At 45.3% G+C, this 17,762-nt stretch carries 15 protein-coding genes; 11 read left to right on the top strand and 4 right to left on the bottom strand.

All coding sequences use genetic code 11. From position 1 onward, the window contains the following. Positions 1 to 65 precede the first annotated feature (65 nt). From AC2Q9J_RS00145 to AC2Q9J_RS00135, 3 genes are read left to right on the top strand one after another with little or no spacing between them, the layout of a single operon-like run. Positions 66 to 635: a hypothetical protein gene (locus tag AC2Q9J_RS00145; protein WP_499036242.1), complete on the top strand. Its 570-nt coding sequence runs from the start codon at positions 66 to 68 to the stop codon at positions 633 to 635. After that, the gene (locus tag AC2Q9J_RS00140; RefSeq protein ID WP_499036240.1) at positions 632 to 1,753 is read left to right on the top strand and encodes an MGDG synthase family glycosyltransferase; all 1,122 of its coding nucleotides are present in this window, start codon (positions 632 to 634) and stop codon (positions 1,751 to 1,753) included. Before AC2Q9J_RS00145 ends, AC2Q9J_RS00140 begins: the two co-directional genes overlap by 4 nt. Before the next feature lie 5 nt (positions 1,754 to 1,758). Beyond that, positions 1,759 to 2,355: a DedA family protein gene (locus tag AC2Q9J_RS00135; protein ID WP_499036238.1), complete on the top strand. Its 597-nt coding sequence runs from the start codon at positions 1,759 to 1,761 to the stop codon at positions 2,353 to 2,355. A 438-nt stretch (positions 2,356 to 2,793) separates the two neighbouring features. Here the strand turns inward: AC2Q9J_RS00135 and AC2Q9J_RS00130 are convergent, their stop codons facing one another. Both AC2Q9J_RS00130 and AC2Q9J_RS00125 read right to left on the bottom strand, forming a co-directional pair. Beyond that, on the bottom strand, positions 2,794 to 3,561 hold the full coding sequence (locus AC2Q9J_RS00130; RefSeq protein ID WP_499036236.1) for an arylamine N-acetyltransferase family protein: 768 nt from the start codon (positions 3,559 to 3,561) through the stop codon (positions 2,794 to 2,796). Between the two features lie 37 nt (positions 3,562 to 3,598). Continuing rightward, on the bottom strand, positions 3,599 to 4,249 hold the full coding sequence (locus AC2Q9J_RS00125; protein ID WP_499036234.1) for a lysoplasmalogenase: 651 nt from the start codon (positions 4,247 to 4,249) through the stop codon (positions 3,599 to 3,601). Between the two features lie 277 nt (positions 4,250 to 4,526). On the opposite strand from AC2Q9J_RS00125, the gene AC2Q9J_RS00120 reads away from it, so the two are divergent. Then, on the top strand, positions 4,527 to 8,030 hold the full coding sequence (locus tag AC2Q9J_RS00120) for a DUF8508 domain-containing protein (protein WP_499036232.1): 3,504 nt from the start codon (positions 4,527 to 4,529) through the stop codon (positions 8,028 to 8,030). Positions 8,031 to 8,198: 168 nt separating this feature from the next. Next, positions 8,199 to 9,656 (top strand): aldehyde dehydrogenase family protein, encoded by a 1,458-nt coding sequence (locus tag AC2Q9J_RS00115; protein WP_499036230.1) that lies wholly within the window; start codon positions 8,199 to 8,201, stop codon positions 9,654 to 9,656. A 440-nt stretch (positions 9,657 to 10,096) separates the two neighbouring features. On the opposite strand, the gene AC2Q9J_RS00110 is transcribed toward AC2Q9J_RS00115, so the two are convergent. Beyond that, positions 10,097 to 11,086 (bottom strand): two pore domain potassium channel family protein, encoded by a 990-nt coding sequence (locus AC2Q9J_RS00110; protein ID WP_499036228.1) that lies wholly within the window; start codon positions 11,084 to 11,086, stop codon positions 10,097 to 10,099. A gap of 164 nt (positions 11,087 to 11,250) precedes the next feature. Between AC2Q9J_RS00110 and AC2Q9J_RS00105 the strand changes: the two genes are divergently transcribed. From AC2Q9J_RS00105 to AC2Q9J_RS00085, 5 genes are all read left to right on the top strand, one after another. Continuing rightward, positions 11,251 to 11,676 carry a GDSL-type esterase/lipase family protein gene (locus tag AC2Q9J_RS00105; protein ID WP_499036227.1) on the top strand — a complete coding sequence of 142 codons (426 nt, stop codon included), beginning with the start codon at positions 11,251 to 11,253 and terminating at the stop codon, positions 11,674 to 11,676. Positions 11,677 to 11,682: 6 nt separating this feature from the next. Beyond that, complete coding sequence (locus AC2Q9J_RS00100; RefSeq protein ID WP_499036225.1) at positions 11,683 to 11,952, top strand: hypothetical protein; 270 nt, start codon at positions 11,683 to 11,685, stop codon at positions 11,950 to 11,952. Between the two features lie 125 nt (positions 11,953 to 12,077). Beyond that, positions 12,078 to 12,605 carry a divergent PAP2 family protein gene (locus AC2Q9J_RS00095; RefSeq protein WP_499036223.1) on the top strand — a complete coding sequence of 176 codons (528 nt, stop codon included), beginning with the start codon at positions 12,078 to 12,080 and terminating at the stop codon, positions 12,603 to 12,605. A 118-nt stretch (positions 12,606 to 12,723) separates the two neighbouring features. Next, the gene (locus tag AC2Q9J_RS00090) at positions 12,724 to 13,713 is read left to right on the top strand and encodes a LacI family DNA-binding transcriptional regulator (RefSeq protein ID WP_499036221.1); all 990 of its coding nucleotides are present in this window, start codon (positions 12,724 to 12,726) and stop codon (positions 13,711 to 13,713) included. 90 nt (positions 13,714 to 13,803) lie between these two features. Further along, positions 13,804 to 14,754: an MBL fold metallo-hydrolase gene (locus AC2Q9J_RS00085; protein WP_499036219.1), complete on the top strand. Its 951-nt coding sequence runs from the start codon at positions 13,804 to 13,806 to the stop codon at positions 14,752 to 14,754. Between the two features lie 67 nt (positions 14,755 to 14,821). Here the strand turns inward: AC2Q9J_RS00085 and AC2Q9J_RS00080 are convergent, their stop codons facing one another. Further along, entirely contained in the window at positions 14,822 to 15,514 is a 693-nt protein-coding gene (locus AC2Q9J_RS00080; protein WP_499036217.1) for a Na-translocating system protein MpsC family protein, read from the bottom strand. A 342-nt stretch (positions 15,515 to 15,856) separates the two neighbouring features. On the opposite strand from AC2Q9J_RS00080, the gene asnB reads away from it, so the two are divergent. After that, on the top strand, positions 15,857 to 17,731 hold the full coding sequence (gene asnB, locus AC2Q9J_RS00075) for an asparagine synthase (glutamine-hydrolyzing) (RefSeq protein ID WP_499036215.1): 1,875 nt from the start codon (positions 15,857 to 15,859) through the stop codon (positions 17,729 to 17,731). The last annotated feature ends 31 nt before the right edge of the window (positions 17,732 to 17,762 follow it).

The following is a 17,762-nucleotide window of genomic DNA, read 5'->3' as shown; positions in this document are numbered from 1 at the left end:
TTATAGAGAGAAAGATAAACTGAAGCTAAGTAAAACTCGGGATTCTTTGCAAGGGGGAAGAAATGATGGAAATTTACATAGTGTTCACTGACACCAAAACTAATTTGGCCAAAATGATCAAGAACTGTACACGATATCCTTTCAGCCATGTCTCGCTATCATTTACCAAAGATTTAAGCCAGATGTACAGCTTTGGCCGAAAAGAAACGGATAACGCATTCATCGCCGGATTTGTGAAAGAAGATGTTCGTGACCATCTTTTTCAGCGTGCTGATTGCGCTGTCTGTAAGATGGAACTTAGTGATGAGTGCTACCAGATGATATGGGACTACGTTCAACGGATGGAACGTGAAAAAGATTCGTTCAAATATAATTTTACCGGTCTTTTTGCCGTTGCTTTCAATTATAATTTCAATCGGAAGAACGCTTATTTCTGTTCGCAATTTGTAACAGAAGCGCTGGCTGCAGGGAATATTCAGTTGACCGAAAAGCCGCCAGCTCTTATGACACCGCGCGACATCTTTTCCTCAGACAGCATGGAAATGATTTACCGCGGGGATATGCGAAACTATCCACATCTTGAAGCCATGCCAGAATACATTGCCGAACCCCGCTTTTTGGAGGCTGTCCAATGAAAAAGGTGCTGCTTCTCCCTTTGCTGGACAGCATGCCATCCGGACATCACCAAGTGGCAGATGCGGTTAGAGAGATTATCCAGATGAATACGGGGGAGATTTCATCCACGAAGCTGGATATTCTAAGTGAATGGAATACTTGGCTTGAAAAAAGCATCGTAGCGGGATATCTTGGATGGATCCGCCGCTTTCCAAAATCCTATGCATGGATATACCGGCAATTCGCCTATCGCAGTAAAAGTGAAAGACCGCATAAATTATACGAAATCTTATTCATGAATAAAGTTAGGGACCTGTTGGAAAGGGAACAGCCGGATCTGATTGTCTGTACCCATGGCTTCGCTTCGCTTTTTATCAACCGTTTAAAAGAATCTGGCGAATGCGATATACCCACATTGAATATCTATACGGATTTTTTTATTAACGATGTGTGGGGCTGCAGTCATATCGACTACCATTTCGTGCCCAGCCGGATGGTTAAAGACGCGCTGTCGTCTAAATATAATATTGATGAAACCAGGATTTTTGTTACTGGGATCCCCATCAGCCCAAAATTTGAACAACGGACACGGCAAGAAAAAACCGGCACCACAACAGTGAATCGGATTTTATTGTCTGGAGGCAGTGTGGGACTGGGAAACCTGGGTGATTTGGTCAAAAAGAGAGTTAAAGGCACTAATTGCCGGGTCAAGGTTCTTTGCGGAGCGAATAAAGGCTTATATGAAGATATCAAACGCATACCGGATGAACTAGCTGAAGCTTACCCCTATATATCTTCCAAAGAAGAAATGAACAAAATTTACGATGAAGTGGACGCCATTATCAGCAAGCCCGGCGGTGTAACGGTGTCGGAAGCGCTCAGAAAAGGCATCCCTATTTTTATTTCGTCGGCATTGCCCGGCCAGGAACAGATCAATTTGCAGATTCTAAAGGAGATGGGATTGGTATCGCTGATTCCCAGAGATGAAGATGCGCTTGATTTCACCTGCAGAGCGCTTCAGGACGAGAAAATGATGCAACAATTCAATGAAGCGGCTGACAGGTACAGGAAATCAATTGAACTGAGTGATTCAAAAAGCATTTTTAAAGTGATCCAACAAATGCTGGAGCGGGGCTGAGAAGGATGGATATCCAATCCCTCATCGATCAGATATTGTTGTTCCTGGAAGCAATGGGTTTGTTTGGGCTATTCGGGGCTATTTTTCTTGAAGGGGCTTCGGTTCCGTTTCCAGGCATCATCGCCGTGTTGGCATACGGCGGATTGCTAGACCTTTCATTGGCAAAGATGGTTGCGATCGCTGCTGTGATGGCTGTCATTTATAGTTTGGCTAGTTTGATTCCTTATTTTATAGGCAATAAATTAGAGCATCTTTTATGGAAAAAAATCCGTAAAGGCCTCAGTAAAGCGAGTCATTTTTTTAACCGCTATGGAATCTGGAGCATCGCATTATCGCGTCCATTCGGCGTAGGAAATTACATTTCCTATCTGGCAGGCATCAGCAATGTCGGCTTGGTCAGATATTTGCTGCTTACATTTACCGGGATTTTTCCTTGGTGTTTCACGATTCTGTATCTGGGTGATTACCTGAACGGCAATTATGAGCGGTTCTCAGCTCTTTTTAATGAATACAAATTTGAGTTCTACGGAATCGGTCTATTGCTGGCGGTTCTCTTTACAGCGTATTCCATCTGGAAACGCAGAAAAAAAGAACGGACATGAAAAGCTGAAGTGAGACATTCAATTTCTAATATCATTACGTTCTGGGCGGATGCTTTCCGCGGGTAGCTGCCTGATCCTCCTCAGTCGCTGCGCTCTTTGCGGGGACTCACGACTCGCTCTACTTCCCGCAGGAGTAACCGCCTGCCGCTTCATTTTAATGGTTAATACAATCCGGGTGTCAGTTTTCTCACCTCTTAGTGAATTATTAAATTGTTGCTTATAGAAAGGCTTCTGAGATATGGAGCAAAACAGCGAAGACTCCCAGGTGAATAGAAACGGAGTTGGTTTTCCAACTCCGTTTCGAGCGTAGTGCTGAGATCCACTCGGGCGAAGTGAAACGAGACCGAGTTAGCTCAGCGCAAGCCACCAGGAAAGCGGAGCTGTTTTGCGGAATATCGTTTAACTTTTTTAAATATCCAAAAGCTCAAAAAAGCCTCTTCAAATGCGAAGAGGCTTTTCTGTATTCAATATGATCCCGAATTCTTCTTCAAGCAGTTTCACTTTTTCAGCTTCGGTCAATTCAGTTTTCTCTTTCCTGCCGTCTTTTGTACGGGTGAGAGTGGTTCCGGAAAGCGTGACACGGCCATCCGGAGTCGCTTTTGTCACAATGTCATCGTGTGTAAATGTCGACTCCTCTGATACCTGATTGAAGACACAGCCTTCATGGAAATCCTCCAGTTTTTTCTCCTCCAGCGTAAAGCGGTACAGCACTTTTTCGTTGCCGTCATTTTCCCGAGATAGTTCATAAACGTCGGATTCGACTTCCTCTATCCGATAGGTCCCGCTATTGTCTGTATGGCGCTCGCCTCCGAGAGGGATTGGGCTGATCGTCGAATCACCGAAACCAGCGTCCACTAGATAAGGGGCGTCGAGTTCCACGATGATGGCTGCATGGGTATCGGATTTTGCGTAGCTGCCGTCATTCTTCACGACAGTCGCTGAAATCATTTTGGCGTCAAAACCGATTTGCTGCAGAAGCCAGCAGAACAAGCCGTTCAGTTCATAGCAATAACCGCCCCGGTGCTGATTGACCACTTTATCGTAGATGCTCTCCAGATTCAGGTAGATGGGAACTTTTCGGATCACATCCAGATTCTCAAATGGAATTTGCTGCATGTGCAGCGATTGGAGCTTTGCCAGATCCTGCAGGTAATTCTCTTCGACGGGGTAGGCATCAAAGCGTTTCAAATATTTTATCGGATCCATATATATTTTCCTTCCTTTCATGCGGTAACGTACTGGCTTATTTATTCCCGATATTCATCTTTCGGAAACTTGCCGCGCTGTGCGCAATGAAAAATTGTGCGCCGTAATAGGTGGACATGATCAGCAGATGGGAATACGAGACAGGAGCAACGAACATATTCCATGCCAGTATAGAATCCGATGCGACAAAGAGCAGGCTGCCGATAATCAGCCAGCGGTTCCCGGTCATAAATGAGGACCAGGCCATCAGGATAATGGCGAAAATATAAAACAGGACCGGAACGATTAATGCGTCATCACCGCCGGCCTGCAGCGCTTCGAGCATCCGTGCACCCATCACCAGACCGAAAATGCCGAGTGGAAAGATGGACAATAATCGGAAGAGATTGTATTTCCATTGTGTTAAAAATGCGGCTATGTAAAAGAGGTGACCGATTAAAAAAGCGGATAGGCCGATGATGAACCAATGAAGCGTCGCGTCACCGATTGAACAAAAAATAAGTCCAGTGAGGATCAGCCAGTGGATCTTTAATTTTTCGCGAGGCATTCGAAAGAGTGCATACATGATGATCAGCACCATTGGAATCAGCTTGAAGATGAGCTTAAACCACAATGGTTCATCCGGAATAAAGAGAATGTAAAGAATGCTTGCCACTAAAATTAATACAGGTAATATTGTTTTTTTCATAGTCATGCTCCCATCGTTTCTTCTATATTAAAAGTATTCCATCATACAATCATAAATCCCTTTATTTTCCTTGTAATTATTCCATTCACGGATGAAAAGTCCATGGGGCATAGTCAGATAAAATTAACAGATAAATAGGAAAATAAAATCAATACCTCTCTATACATCTTTTGAATCATGGGACTATCGGGTAAATTTATTATAATATTACATAATTTTAACAAAGTGTATATTTTCTTCTTGTATAATAATGCCGTACGCAAATACAAAAGAGGGAGTGAACAGTTTGACGAAAAGCGCAATAGGGAAGATTTTTCTAAGTCTTTTATTGGTGCTGTCAGCAGCTTTGCCATATATGGCGACTGCGAATGCAGCAGATCCCATCTCGGTGGCGGACGCGATCGCGAATAACTCTGGCACGGCCACGGTTAATGGGTATATTGTGGGGACAGCCACCAGTGGGACCAATTATGATCAGGAAGCACCTTTCACAAGTGCGACCAATTTAGGATTGGCAGATTCACCGGATGAAACAGATCCGGCAAAAATTCTGCCGGTGCAATTACCGACCGGTTCTGTAAGAGCAGGTTTAAATTTGGTCGATAACCCGACCAATTTTAAAGCGGAAATTAACATTACGGGTTCACTGGAAGCATATTTCAGCGTTCCTGGTTTGAAGTCACCAAAATCTTTTGAAATTTTATCAGAAGGCGAAGGTCCACCAGAACCGACCACCGTCGATTCTTTGGCTGAAGCCCGCACGATGCAGGGCGAATTGATCCAAGTTGATGCGACTGTGACGACTGGAACAGGTTTCTGGGGCGGCAACGCGTTTTATGTCCAGGACGAAACAGCTGGACTTTATGTTTACACGAACAGCGCGACAGTAGCACCTGGCGATACCGTCCGGTTGACGGGCTCAGTGTCCGAATACAGCGGGGAGCTTCAATTGCAGCCGAACACGGTAGAGGTCCTGTCGTCGAACAACGAACTTCCTGCTTTGCAAACTATTACACCTGCAGGAGTGAACGAAGAAACGCAAGGTGAGCGCGTTGAATTGCAGAATGTAACGATTACAGATCTGCAAGCGGTCAATGATTACGGTACATTCGAACTTTCTGCTGTGGCGGAAAACGGGGAATCCGTAGTTATCCGCAACGATAACCGCAACGGTGTGACGTTTGAGCAATTCACGCAGCGTTACCAGGAAGGTGACCTGATCCATGTGACAGGAATCGCTTCTAAATTCAATGATGCTTATCAGGTTAAGACACTTGGTTTCGAGAGCTTTGACTTAGTCAACAAACCGGCTGTCTATGCAGATGTTTTCCCGGGGATCGTGTCGGAAGGCACAGAGATCACGCTTCAGTCAGGCTGGGAAAACGCAACGATTTATTACACACTTGACGGTTCGACTCCAACAGCCGCCAGCACACAATACACAGCTCCGATCGTATTGACAGAGGATACAGTCATCAAAGCGATTGCTGCAGCTGACGAAACATCGGAAGTCTTTTCATTCGAATACACGGTTTTAAAAACAGAAGATCTTCGCATCCGTGATATTCAAGGACAAGGGCATTATTCAGACTACGAAGATGTAGCAGTCGATGAAGTTACTGGCGTTATTACACATTTCTACAACGGCGCGAATTTTGTCATCCAGGACTTGGATGATGATGGCGACTGGACGACTTCAGAAGCGATCATCGTAAACAGATCCAGTGCTAGCACCTCATTTGCTGTTGGCGATGTTGTAACCGTAGCGGGAACCGTGGAAGAATGGTTCTATAAAGGCTATTCGGATATGCGCGCTAACGATCTGCCGCTTACCCGCATCCGCTCAACGGAAGTAGTGAAAGACGGTACGGCAGAACTTCCAGAACCGCTTATCATCGGAGAAGATGTTTTCCCTCCGACTCAAAATATTGAAAATGACGGATTGACTTCGTTCGATCCGGAAGAAGACGGCATCGATTTCTGGGAATCGCTTGAATTGATGCGTGTCGGCGTTGCGGATGCACAAATTGTTGGACCGCAGAATTACGGCGAAGTGTTTGTCGTATCCAAAAACGCAACAAACAATGATTTCCATAAACAAGGCGGCATTTTGCTTGCGGAAGATGATTATAACCCGGAACGCATTACTGTAACGACGGGTGAAAATGTCATCGCCAAAGCTGGCGACACATTTGCTGAAATGCCGGTGGGTGTACTTGGCTACGGCTTCGGAAACTACCAGATTTGGACAAATGAAAATGAAGTTCCGGCAATAGTGCACGGCGGAACAACGCCGGAAGAAACATGGATTGAAAATGAAGAAGACAAATTGACTGTGGCCGCTTATAATGTGGAGAACTTCTCTGCAGACCCAAGCCACACTTCAGACGCAAAAGCTCAGCGCATTGCTGAATCATTTGTGGAAGATTTGAATTCACCAGACATTATCGTCATGGTGGAAGTGCAGGACAGCGACGGCCCGATTGCTTCAGGCAACAGCGACGCGACAGCAAGTTACGAACGATTGATCGCTGATATTGAAGCTGCTGGCGGTCCGACATACGCATGGACGGATATCGCACCTGAATACAACGAGGACGGCGGCCAGCCGGGCGGGAATATCCGCGTAGGCTACCTGTATAATCCGGAACGCGTAACACTTTCAGAAGGAACAAAAGGAACTGCGACACAGGATACGGAATGGGTTGACGGTGAATTGTCATTGAATCCAGGCCGCATCCAGCCAATCCCGATGCCGAATACGCGCAAACCGATTGCGGCACAATTCGAGTTCCAAGGTGAACAGGTTGTTGTCATTGGCACACACTTGAATTCCAAAGGCGGAGACGAGCCATTATTTGGCCAAAACCAGCCTCCATTCCTTGGTTCTGAAGAAGAGCGCATTGAACTGGCGGAAGCCATCAACGGCTTCATCCAGGAAGGGCTTGAACAAGACCCTAACCTGAATGTCATTGTTGCGGGTGATATGAATGATTTTGAATTTACACCAGCAATGGAAGCATTAAAAGGTGATATTTTAACTAATAAAGTGGAAGATGTTCCGCTCGAAGACCGTTTCTCTTATTATTATCAAGGCAATTCCCAGGTTCTTGATCACCTGTTGGTGACGAACAACCTGGCTGACCGCACAGAACTGGATATGGTTCATATCAACGCTATGTTCATGGAAGAACATGGCCGCGCATCTGACCACGATCCATTGCTAGCACAGATCGACTTTTCAAAACCCGCAGTGCCGGGCGAACAGGAAGCGGATCCTGATTATTCAGGTGATGTTGCTGTTATCACGGCAGGCGAGTTTAACGATGATGGTGAGCTGACAATCGAATTTACTGAAGGCACCGTCGAAGAATTGCTGACAAGCGGAAAAGATCTGTTGATCGATCTTCCAGCAGCAGATATCACTTTCACGGCCGAAAACCTTCAGCAATTGGCGGATGCTGCCGGACAAGGCTTCAATCTGGAGCTGGCAGTCGATGACGCAGAAACGGTGGACAAACGTCCAGCGTTGACGCAGCAGCTCGACATCTCAGTTACAGATCCGGAAGGAAATGAAATCGATGTTGATTTTAATTCTGATTTCACTTTGACTTTTGACACTGACAGCGGAGTGAAAATCCAATTCGGCGCCCGCGAAGACGCTAAAGGCAAATGGAAAATCATTCAGGGAGAACTGGATGGCGACACCTTTACCCTGAGCGTCAACGAATTCGGCAACTATACGGTTGTAACGAATAAAGGACAGGCGAAAAAACGCTAAAACCAATATCTCCGAAGAGGCTCCACAGGCAGGCAATCTGTCAGTGGAGCCTCTTTTTGTGTATATACACTTGAACAAACAGAGTAACTGCAATCAGGAATCGCATGTTTTTTTACTATCTAAAAGGGAAAGTGAAGGTAAATGAGATTATAAAAGGAGAGATGGCAATTGGATAAATACAAGGATCTGGATCATCAATTCATCAACGGCCAATGGAAAGAAGGAACAGGTACAAAACAAATCGAAGTGGTTAACCCCTATACACAGGAACAGGTGACAACTTTTAAATCGGCAGGCGCCGAAGATATCGATGAAGCTTATCGCGCTGCTTACGAAGCCCAGAAAGAATGGGCTGCTGTCAATCCCTTTGAACGGGCGCGTATCATTGAAGAAGCCTCACTCATCATGGAGCGGCGCAGAGACGAACTGGTCCAGCTTCTGATTGAAGAAGCTGGTTCAACATTCATTAAGGCGAACGTGGAAGTGGATTTCTGCATTGCTATTACAAAACATTCCGCTTCGTTCCCATTCGAAAACGAGTCGCAGGTGCCGCCTTCGATTGTACCGGGAAAACGCAATGAAGTACTGCGTAAACCTCTTGGCGTTGTAGGCGTCATTGGACCCTTTAACTTCCCTATGTATCTTGCAATGCGTTCTGTTTCTCCTGCACTCGCGACAGGAAACGGCGTTGTGCTGAAACCGGATTCCCAAACGGCGATTACAGGCGGCACATTGCTTGGGAAAATTTTTGAAGAAGCAGGTGCACCCAAAGGTATATTGAACGTTGTGGTGCCGGATATCACTGAAATTGGGGACGCGTTTGTCGAACACCCGATACCGCGTATGATTTCATTTACCGGATCTACCGGCGTCGGCAAACATATTGGCGAAATTGCGGGGCGCACGGTGAAAAAAGCGGTACTGGAACTAGGCGGCAACAACCCATTCGTGGTCCTGGAGGATGCCGATATTGAAAAAGCTGTTGAAGGGGCTGTATTCGGCAAATATATGCACAGCGGCCAGATTTGCATGGCAGTCAACCGCATTATTGTCCACCAGGATATCTATGAGGAGTTTACAAATCAATTTCTTGAGCTTAGCAAAAAAATCAAAGCCGGAGACCCGAAAGATCCGACGACATTGATTGGGCCGCTTATCAATCAAAAAGCCGTTCAACGGATTCTGGGTGAAGTGGAACAGGCAAAATCAGAAGGGGCGGAAGTTCTGCTGGAGGGCTCAGTGGACGGCAACGTAATGACTCCGTTCGTATTGAAAGGGACAAATGACATGGCTACAGCAAAACATGAAATGTTCGGTCCGGTTGTGACCATTATCCCGGCGAAAGACGAAGCGGATGCCTTGCGTATAGCCAATGACACACAATATGGACTCAGTGGATCGGTTCATTCCTCCAATTACGAGAAAGCTTTCAGTTTCGCCCAGCGAATGGAAACGGGAATGGTCCATATCAATGACCAAAGTGTCAACGATGAACCGCTGGTGGCGTTTGGCGGTGAAAAGAATTCAGGACTGGGCCGTTTCGGAGGCCATTGGTCACTTGATGAGTTTACAACTTTCCAATGGATTTCTGTACAGGAAGAAAGAAGAAGATATCCTTTTGAATAATAGTAAAACAATCCCCGTCCCGGAAAGGACGGGGATTGTCAGCTTGTCGAGAAAGAACACCAATGCAGGAATCGATATTACGCAAAACAGCTGCGCTTTCCTGGGGGCTCGCGCTGAGCTAACTCGGGCTCGGCCCCCTTCGCCCGAGTGGATCTCAGCACTTCGCTCGAAACAGAGTTGGACAGCCAACTCTGTTTCTACTCCCCTGGGAGTCTTCGCTGTTTTGCTCCATATCTTAAAGTGCTTTCTATAATCAGCAATTCCGTCATTCACTAAGAAGCGAGAAAGCAATACACGGATTCTGCCCAACATTAAAATGTAGCGGCAGGCAGCTCCCAACGGAACGCGTCCGCCTGGAGCGAAATGATTGAAGAATAGGTAGTTTATCGATAGTTAGACAATCCCCGTCCTAGATAGGACGGGGATTGTTTTTCGTTTGTTTAGTCCGGCCACTTCCGGCTGTTGTCGCGCAGGCTGCCAAGCAGCGCTTTTCGTCGCTCGGATAAATCTTCAAGAGAGTCCAGGAAAACACGAGTCGAAACAACAGGCATCCCCTTATCCCTCATGGTATCGAGGTCCGGGGGGGGAGGGGCCATTTCTGCCGGGCTTATATAGCCGCTGCGCAGAGTTGTGATAAAGCTGTCAATCGTCGACCTTGCTTCGTGAACAAGGAGCTTATTCGGGCCATATCCTTCTTTTATTCCAAACTTAAATACTGTTAATGCTTCATCCAGAGTAGCAACTGAGACGGCAAGTTCCTGGTCCCGTTTACTCGAATGGTAATAATGCAGAATAGGGTAAGCATTATGCTGTGACGTCAACGTGCTCAACTGTGACGAAAAAGAACTCAGCAAAAGATTGATATCATTAAAGTTTTTGCCGTTCCATGAATTCGAAACGATTTCTGTCACGTTAACGCCAATCCCGCGGACACTTTCTGCGAAAGCACGTTTTTGTGTTACAGCGTCAAGTACGGAAAGTATATACGTGACGCCAAGCGTAATGAATACGAGCCCGCTTGCTGCAGTAAGAACGGCGAGAATCTGCCATAAGCCTTCTTCCATGATGTAATCGCCTACCCCTAATGTAAAGAGCAGGTACCCGGTCACATACCAGCGTTCAGCCCAGCTGATCGGATTATTGTCGTTTGTATCAATTAATGAGGCCGGATCCGCAGCAAACAACAAAGTCCACCCGGTCCAAAACAACAGAATCCAAGTCAAAAGCGTCGCAATAAGAATAATGGGGCCAGCCAGGCTTATGAGGGAGGACTTGCCGCCGCTGAGCCAACGGAGCAACAGCCAAAATAACAACGACACTCTTTTGGTAATCGGTCCTGCGCCTCCATCCGGCCATAAAGTAGTCCAGGCGAAATCGATTATGCCAGCGATCAACAGAAGGATGCCTAATATAGCGTAAATTTCATTCATCATTAACCTCCTTAAGTGAATAATCCATTTACTTCATAACAAAATGATAAGTGATTTTGGCTGGCATGTATATTCATATGGTTCATATGAGTCTTTTTAATTGATAAATTATTATTATAATGATATAATTGTGATAATTATTGAATGATAGGGAAGTGCTTTGATTGGAAAATAAAATACTTTCGGGCGCCCTTTTAAAGAAGACGCCCTTAAGCAAAATTAAAAAACATAAAAAAGAATATGAAATAAAAACGATTGTCATAATCGGTGATTCTGTTGCTTATGGCTACGGGACAAAAGAAGGCATCGCAAAATACCTGAAAGAAAGTTTTCCGGGAAGCCGGGTTATCAACCTCGGCATCAATGGACTGACGAGTGGTGGGCTGGTTGCCAGACTGACTTCAGGATTCTGGGATCAACACCTGTCACGTGCAGACCTGGTGCTTATCAATATCGGGGGAAACGACCTGCTGCAGGGTTTCCGGAAGCTTGGAACGTCTGGATTGGTCCGCAATTTTAAGGCGATCCGCATCAATTACCGAAAAAACCTCCTTGAGATTTACGGCAAGCTCCGCGAGTTGAATCCTTAGGTGCTGATGGTTCAGAACGACCTGTATAATTCGATGAAAAAAGAACATCAATATATGGGCTTGACTAAACTTCTATACCGGCGGTGGAACCGGTCAATAGGAGAGCGCGGCGTAATCATTTCCAAGACCGATAAAATGGGCAAGAATCCCGGTATTTGGCTGGACGGAATTCACCCCAATGATGAAGGCTATAAATTGATGCATGAAATATTGATTGATACACTGCAGTCTACCGGCATAGTGCCGCCGCAGCATTCCAACGACAACAATCTGTGACTATCCGAAGCGCATAGCCGCTTCTTTTTTTATGCAAGAAAATTTCCGGTTATGAGCCGTAAATTTAGGGTATTGGAATTTATACAGCATTTTTGCTGCAGTATCCAAAGCAGGAGGCGGATTGCATGAACCGTGGAGTAATCACATCTTTATCAGCGATTGGGATCGCACAGGCACTTAAAATAGTGACAAATAAAAAACTGACGGGTGAATGGCATTTGAAGCATGCGTTTACTACAGGAGGCATGCCGAGTTCCCACTCAGCAGGAGTATCAGCTCTGGCTACATATGTGGCAGCCAATAAAGGGACGCGCCACACGGAAACGGCACTGGCTGTCGTCTTCGGAACCATTGTTATGTACGATGCACAAGGAATCAGAAGGCATACAGGCGAGATAGCACAATTGGTAAACGACCTTGAAGACAGCCTGATTTCCCTGAAAGGTGATTTTCCGAGCCTTGAATTGATCAAAAGGGAAGAAGAACTGAAAGAGCTATTGGGACATCAGCCGATTGAAGTTTTTGCAGGCGCCATGTTCGGTGTAGTCCTCGGTTTGATTTCCGCAAAATTTGAAAACGATGCAATTGACCGTAAAAGAGCTAAACGATTGCGGGTTCCAGCAGGCGTGGACAATTATCGTTATGGACAGTAAATAACATAAATGCTCCTTCCAGGAAGTTTTTCCGGAAGGGGCTTTTATTTTTAAGGCTTTATTGTTAATGTATACGTATACATGCATGGGATAAGTAATCCGGAAAGTGGTGGAATGAATGGTTTCTTCGGTTGATGTAGCAAAACTTGCGGGGGTGTCGCAGGCCACGGTTTCACGGGTTTTGAATAACCCTGAAAAAGTGAATGCGCCGACACTTGAAAAAGTAAATGCCGCCATACGGCAATTGAATTACCGCCCCAATGCTGCTGCCCGGTCCTTAATCAGCAGGAAGAGCGGGATAATTGCATTGTTTTGTGGACAGTTGGATGAGCCGGATAATGCTGAATTTGCCAATAAGGCAGTGATAAACGCGCAGCAAAAAGGTTATACTGTTGAAATTCATATACAGAACCCGGAAAAACCGGAGTCGGTCTTTAATGCAATCCTGAATACGCAGGCGGAAGGAATAATAATTGGTCCCTTAATTATTAAGGGGATGGCTGTTGAATATTTGAAAACATCGGGAATCCCTTATATTTTTTGTGGTTCAAGCGGCGGCCAGGAAGGAATTACTGTAGGGATGGATAATCATGCTGCCGGCAAACTTGCGGCAGAATACATCAGATCCATGAAGCCTGAAGCAATCGGCTGGCTGGGAGGCAACCAATCGGACCTTCGCCTGCAGGAACGCTACGAGGGTTTTGTTGAAGGCATGAAAGAGAGTGGGGTCAAAATTGTCAAAGTGACAGGCGATACGGAAGATATCGAGTTGTCTTTTACCGCCATGATGGCTCAAAAGCAACGTCCGGATGTTATCGTTTCGGCAACAGATTATTACGGAGGGTATGCCCTGGATTTTCTATACGATTATGGATATGCTGTCCCGGAAGACATCGCTGTACTGGGGATCGGCAATTCCAGACAATCCGCTATGAATTATATGAGTTTAAGCAGCATCGGATTGCCCGGCGACATGGATATTTACGTAGAAGCGATCAATCGGCTGGCAGCCATGATTAATAAAGGTGAAAAGGGAAATCAGGGTCCTGCTGATGTTAAACTGGTTGTTTATGAAAGAAGAACAACCAGAAGAAACTCGAACGCCTAATGTATACGTATACATTAGGCGGTTACTTTTTTTGCCAGGTATATTTCCAGAATATTTGTTATACTTTTCTTTACTGAAGGAGGTATGGATATGGACAAAAAAGACCCAGTCGCTTTAACAGACCGTATTACGCTTATTGATGGCTTTGACATGGACATAGCTGAAAGAACAGGTACATATGTTATTAATGAGGAACATTTAACGATTATAGAAACCGGCCCCAGTCCATCGGTTGCCTATATAAAAGAGGACCTGAAAAAAATGGGGCATAAATTATCTGATGTAGAATATATTATTGTTACTCATATCCACCTTGACCATGCAGGGGGAGCAGGTCTGCTGCTGCAGGATTGTCCGAATGCAAAACTCGTTGTGCATCCGAAAGGGGCTAGACATCTGGCAGACCCGTCCCGCTTAGTGGCTGGTGCAAAAATGGTTTACGGCAATCGTTTTGACAATCTGTTCGCTCCTGTTTTACCGGTTTCCGAAGACAGGATTCTGGTTAAAGGGGAAGGGGACAGGCTGGAAATCAGTCCGGATTGCATCCTTGAATTCTGGGATTCACCGGGACATGCCAATCATCATTTCGCAATTTTAGAACCCGTCAGCGATGGTATTTTTACGGGCGATACTGCAGGCATCCACTATGAGCAATTGGCCAAGGAAGGCATTGATTTCCATCTTCCTTCCACATCTCCAAACCAATTTGATCCGGACCTTATGCGGCAATCGATTCTTAGAATGAAAGAAAGAGGTTTTTCCCGTGCATTCTATGGGCATTACGGAATGTCGGAAAAGCCGGATGCTGCTTTTGGGCAGACGCTGGAATGGCTTCAAATCTTCATGGATGAAGGGGAGGCGGCAATACAGGAAGGAGAAACTCATGTCGAGTTGGCCGCCCGGTTGAAAAGACATATCAAACATCACTTAAAGAGCCTGGGGATAGCCGATGACCATGAAGTGTACATGCTGATTGAACTCGATTTGATGGTCGGAGCCATGGGCTTGTTGGATTATCTTCACAAGAAAAAGGATAAATGAAAAAACCTGGCGGGAAAGAGACAGACTCTTTCCCGCCAGGTTTTTTGGTTTAAGAATTTATCAGTGTCTATTTCGGTTTCAATACAAAAAGGAAGAAGCCTATATCCTTATCGAAGTTCCAATCCACAAAAGTTTCATCTATCAACCGAACTTCGGATGATGGGATGTTAACTTCGCCGATCACCCTTTTTTCAAGCGGCCTTTTGGCAAGTTTCAACTCTTCTGTATAGCCATTTGCAATTAACTCTTTTTCAATGGGGAGAAGAATCTGTTCCCTGACCACCAGTATGGTGCGCTCACTTAACCAGTATATGCCGGTTTTTTCAGGAACTTTTTCTGATTTTTGGCTGGCTGTATCGATTGCATTATAAAATTCGTTCTCTTTGACATCTTTAGGCCAATAATCCAAGGCTTCATCGTGTTTCTCATTGAGAACAGCAAATATCATGCCGGTTTCTTTATCCAGGTTCCAATCGGCATAAATAGAGTCAATATCCAGACCTGTCAGTTTGTACAATTGCAATGTAATTTCCGAAGCCAAGTCATTCATCAGCAAGTCCCGCGTCTCCAGTATCCGCTGTTCTTCATGCTTATTCAAAAGAATCCTTTCCATCGGGGCAATAAACCCCCGGAAGTGTATGGCTAAATAAGGACGTGTCAATGTGACGTACACAGAAGTGGGGCCTTTTCCGAAATTTTGCCTTAGCAAGGTAGCGATATAACCCGAGACTTCATTTTCCAGACTTCTTTCGTTTTTCATGGAATCGACTCCTTCTCAGTAAAACAATCTACTTAATTTCGGGATAAGATTAATACAATTTGATTATCCATTTCCCTGCGGCAGATGAACTAAACTTCAAGTTCCAGTAATTAAAATAAATAGGGAACTTGCTATCGATTGACGCGTCTCATCTTAGGGACTAAAATAAAATATCTTTATGTTAACTAATTACATTTTTCTGTAATAAAATGTTCGAAAGTGCGCTGAGATAAATTATTTGCAAAATTTATCAACTAATTGTTCTTTTTTATTTCCTGCTGTGATTTAATATATGAAGAAACAAGAATGAAGCATTAATTTTAATGGGAAAAGAGGCAGTATATGTGCGGATTTACAGGATTTATCGGTGAAACACAAAATGCCGGATCCATACTGAATAATATGATGGATCGGATTATACATAGAGGGCCGGATTCGGCTGGTGAATTTTTAGAAGGCGAAGCTGCTTTAGGTTTCCGGAGATTGAGCATCATCGATCTGGAAAGCGGCAGCCAGCCTTTCCATAACGAGGACAACTCCCTTGTATCCATGGTCAACGGAGAAATCTATAATTTCCAGGAACTTCGTGAAGAGTTGATCGGAAAAGGACATGACTTCACCACCCATTCGGATTGTGAAGTCATCATCCACGGGTACGAGGAATACGGCACGGCGATTTTCAGCCGGCTTCGCGGCATGTTCGCGTGTGCTATCTGGGACCGCAAAGAGAAAAAATTGGTTGTTGCCAGAGACATGTTCGGCATCAAGCCGTTATATTATGCGAACATGAACGGCGTTTTGCTGTTTGGTTCCGAAATCAAAAGCTTCCTTCCTCATCCGGCTTTCAAGAAAGAAGTGAACCGGGACGCGTTGAAACCTTATTTGACCTTCCAGTATTCCGTAATGGACGAGACGTTCTTCAAAGGTGTGTTCAAACTGCCTGCAGCCCACTTCATGGTCTATGAACAAAACCAAGTGTCGCTCGAGCGCTACTGGGAACCGTCTTTTGATGTGAATGAAAAACCGCTTGAAGAAACAGTAGAGGAAATCGACAGCGTGATTCGCGAGTCCATCCAGGCTCACCGGATCAGTGATGTGAAAGTCGGTTCATTCCTTTCAAGCGGAGTGGATTCCAGTTATGTAGCATCTGTGCTCAAGCCGGATAAAACCTTTACGGTCGGCTTCAGCGACAAGAACTTCTCGGAAATCGATAATGCACAGATCTTGTCTGATGAACTGGGCATCCAGAATATCAATGAAGTCCTTAATTCAGATGAGTGTTTCACCGAGCTGGAGCAAATCCAGTATTTAATGGATGAACCGCATTCGAACCCCTCAATCGTTCCGTTGTATTTCTTGGCACAATTGGCGAAGAAAGATGTAACGGTCGTCTTGTCAGGAGAAGGTGCTGATGAATTATTCGGCGGTTATGATGATTACGATATCCGTCCAAATCTGAAAAAATACAGAAAACTGCCTGCCGGTCTGCGTTCGGCTGTAGGTTCTGCTGCGGCGAAACTTCCGGAGATGCGCGGCAAGCAATTTTTAATCCAAGGCGGCCTGCCGGTTGAGAAATGGTTTATCGGCCAAGCGAATGTATTTCCGGAACACGAAGCAGCGCGTATGCTAAAAGCTGAATACCAGACAGGTCCGTCAGTAGCGGAGATTGTTCAGCCCGTCTATGACCGTGTCAAAGGCAAAGATGATCTGACAAAAATGCAGTATCTTGATTTGAACCTCTGGCTTGTCGGGGATATCCTGTTGAAAGCCGATAAGATGAGCATGGCCCATTCCCTTGAATTGCGCGTGCCTTTCCTGGATAAGAAAGTGATGGCGACAGCGGCCCAGTTGCCGGCTCATTACCGCATCGGGGCAAATGACACTAAATACGCAATGCGCCTAGCAGCTCGCCGGGCACTTCCGGAAGTTTCAGCGAACCGCAAAAAAATGGGATTCCCTGTACCGATCCGCAATTGGATGCGTGAAGATAAATTCTATCAGCAAATAAAATCCTATTTCACTTCAGACGAAGCTGCTGAATTCTTCAATCAAAATGAATTGCTGGCCTTGTTGGAAGAGCATTATACGAATAAAGCAAATAACGCCCGTAAAATCTGGACGATTTTCATGTTCCTGGTGTGGCATAGACGCTACTTCGTCGTGGAGCAGCCGAATGCAGTCCAAGTCCAAATGGATGAAGAAACGGCAATGGTATAAAAACAAACCAAACAGCAGCTTATCAGAAAGT

This window comes from Planococcus sp. RAB007_Raresut, from assembly GCF_057369535.1.
The sequence above is the reverse complement of the archived record's forward strand: the minus strand, read 5'-3'. Positions and strand labels throughout refer to the sequence as shown.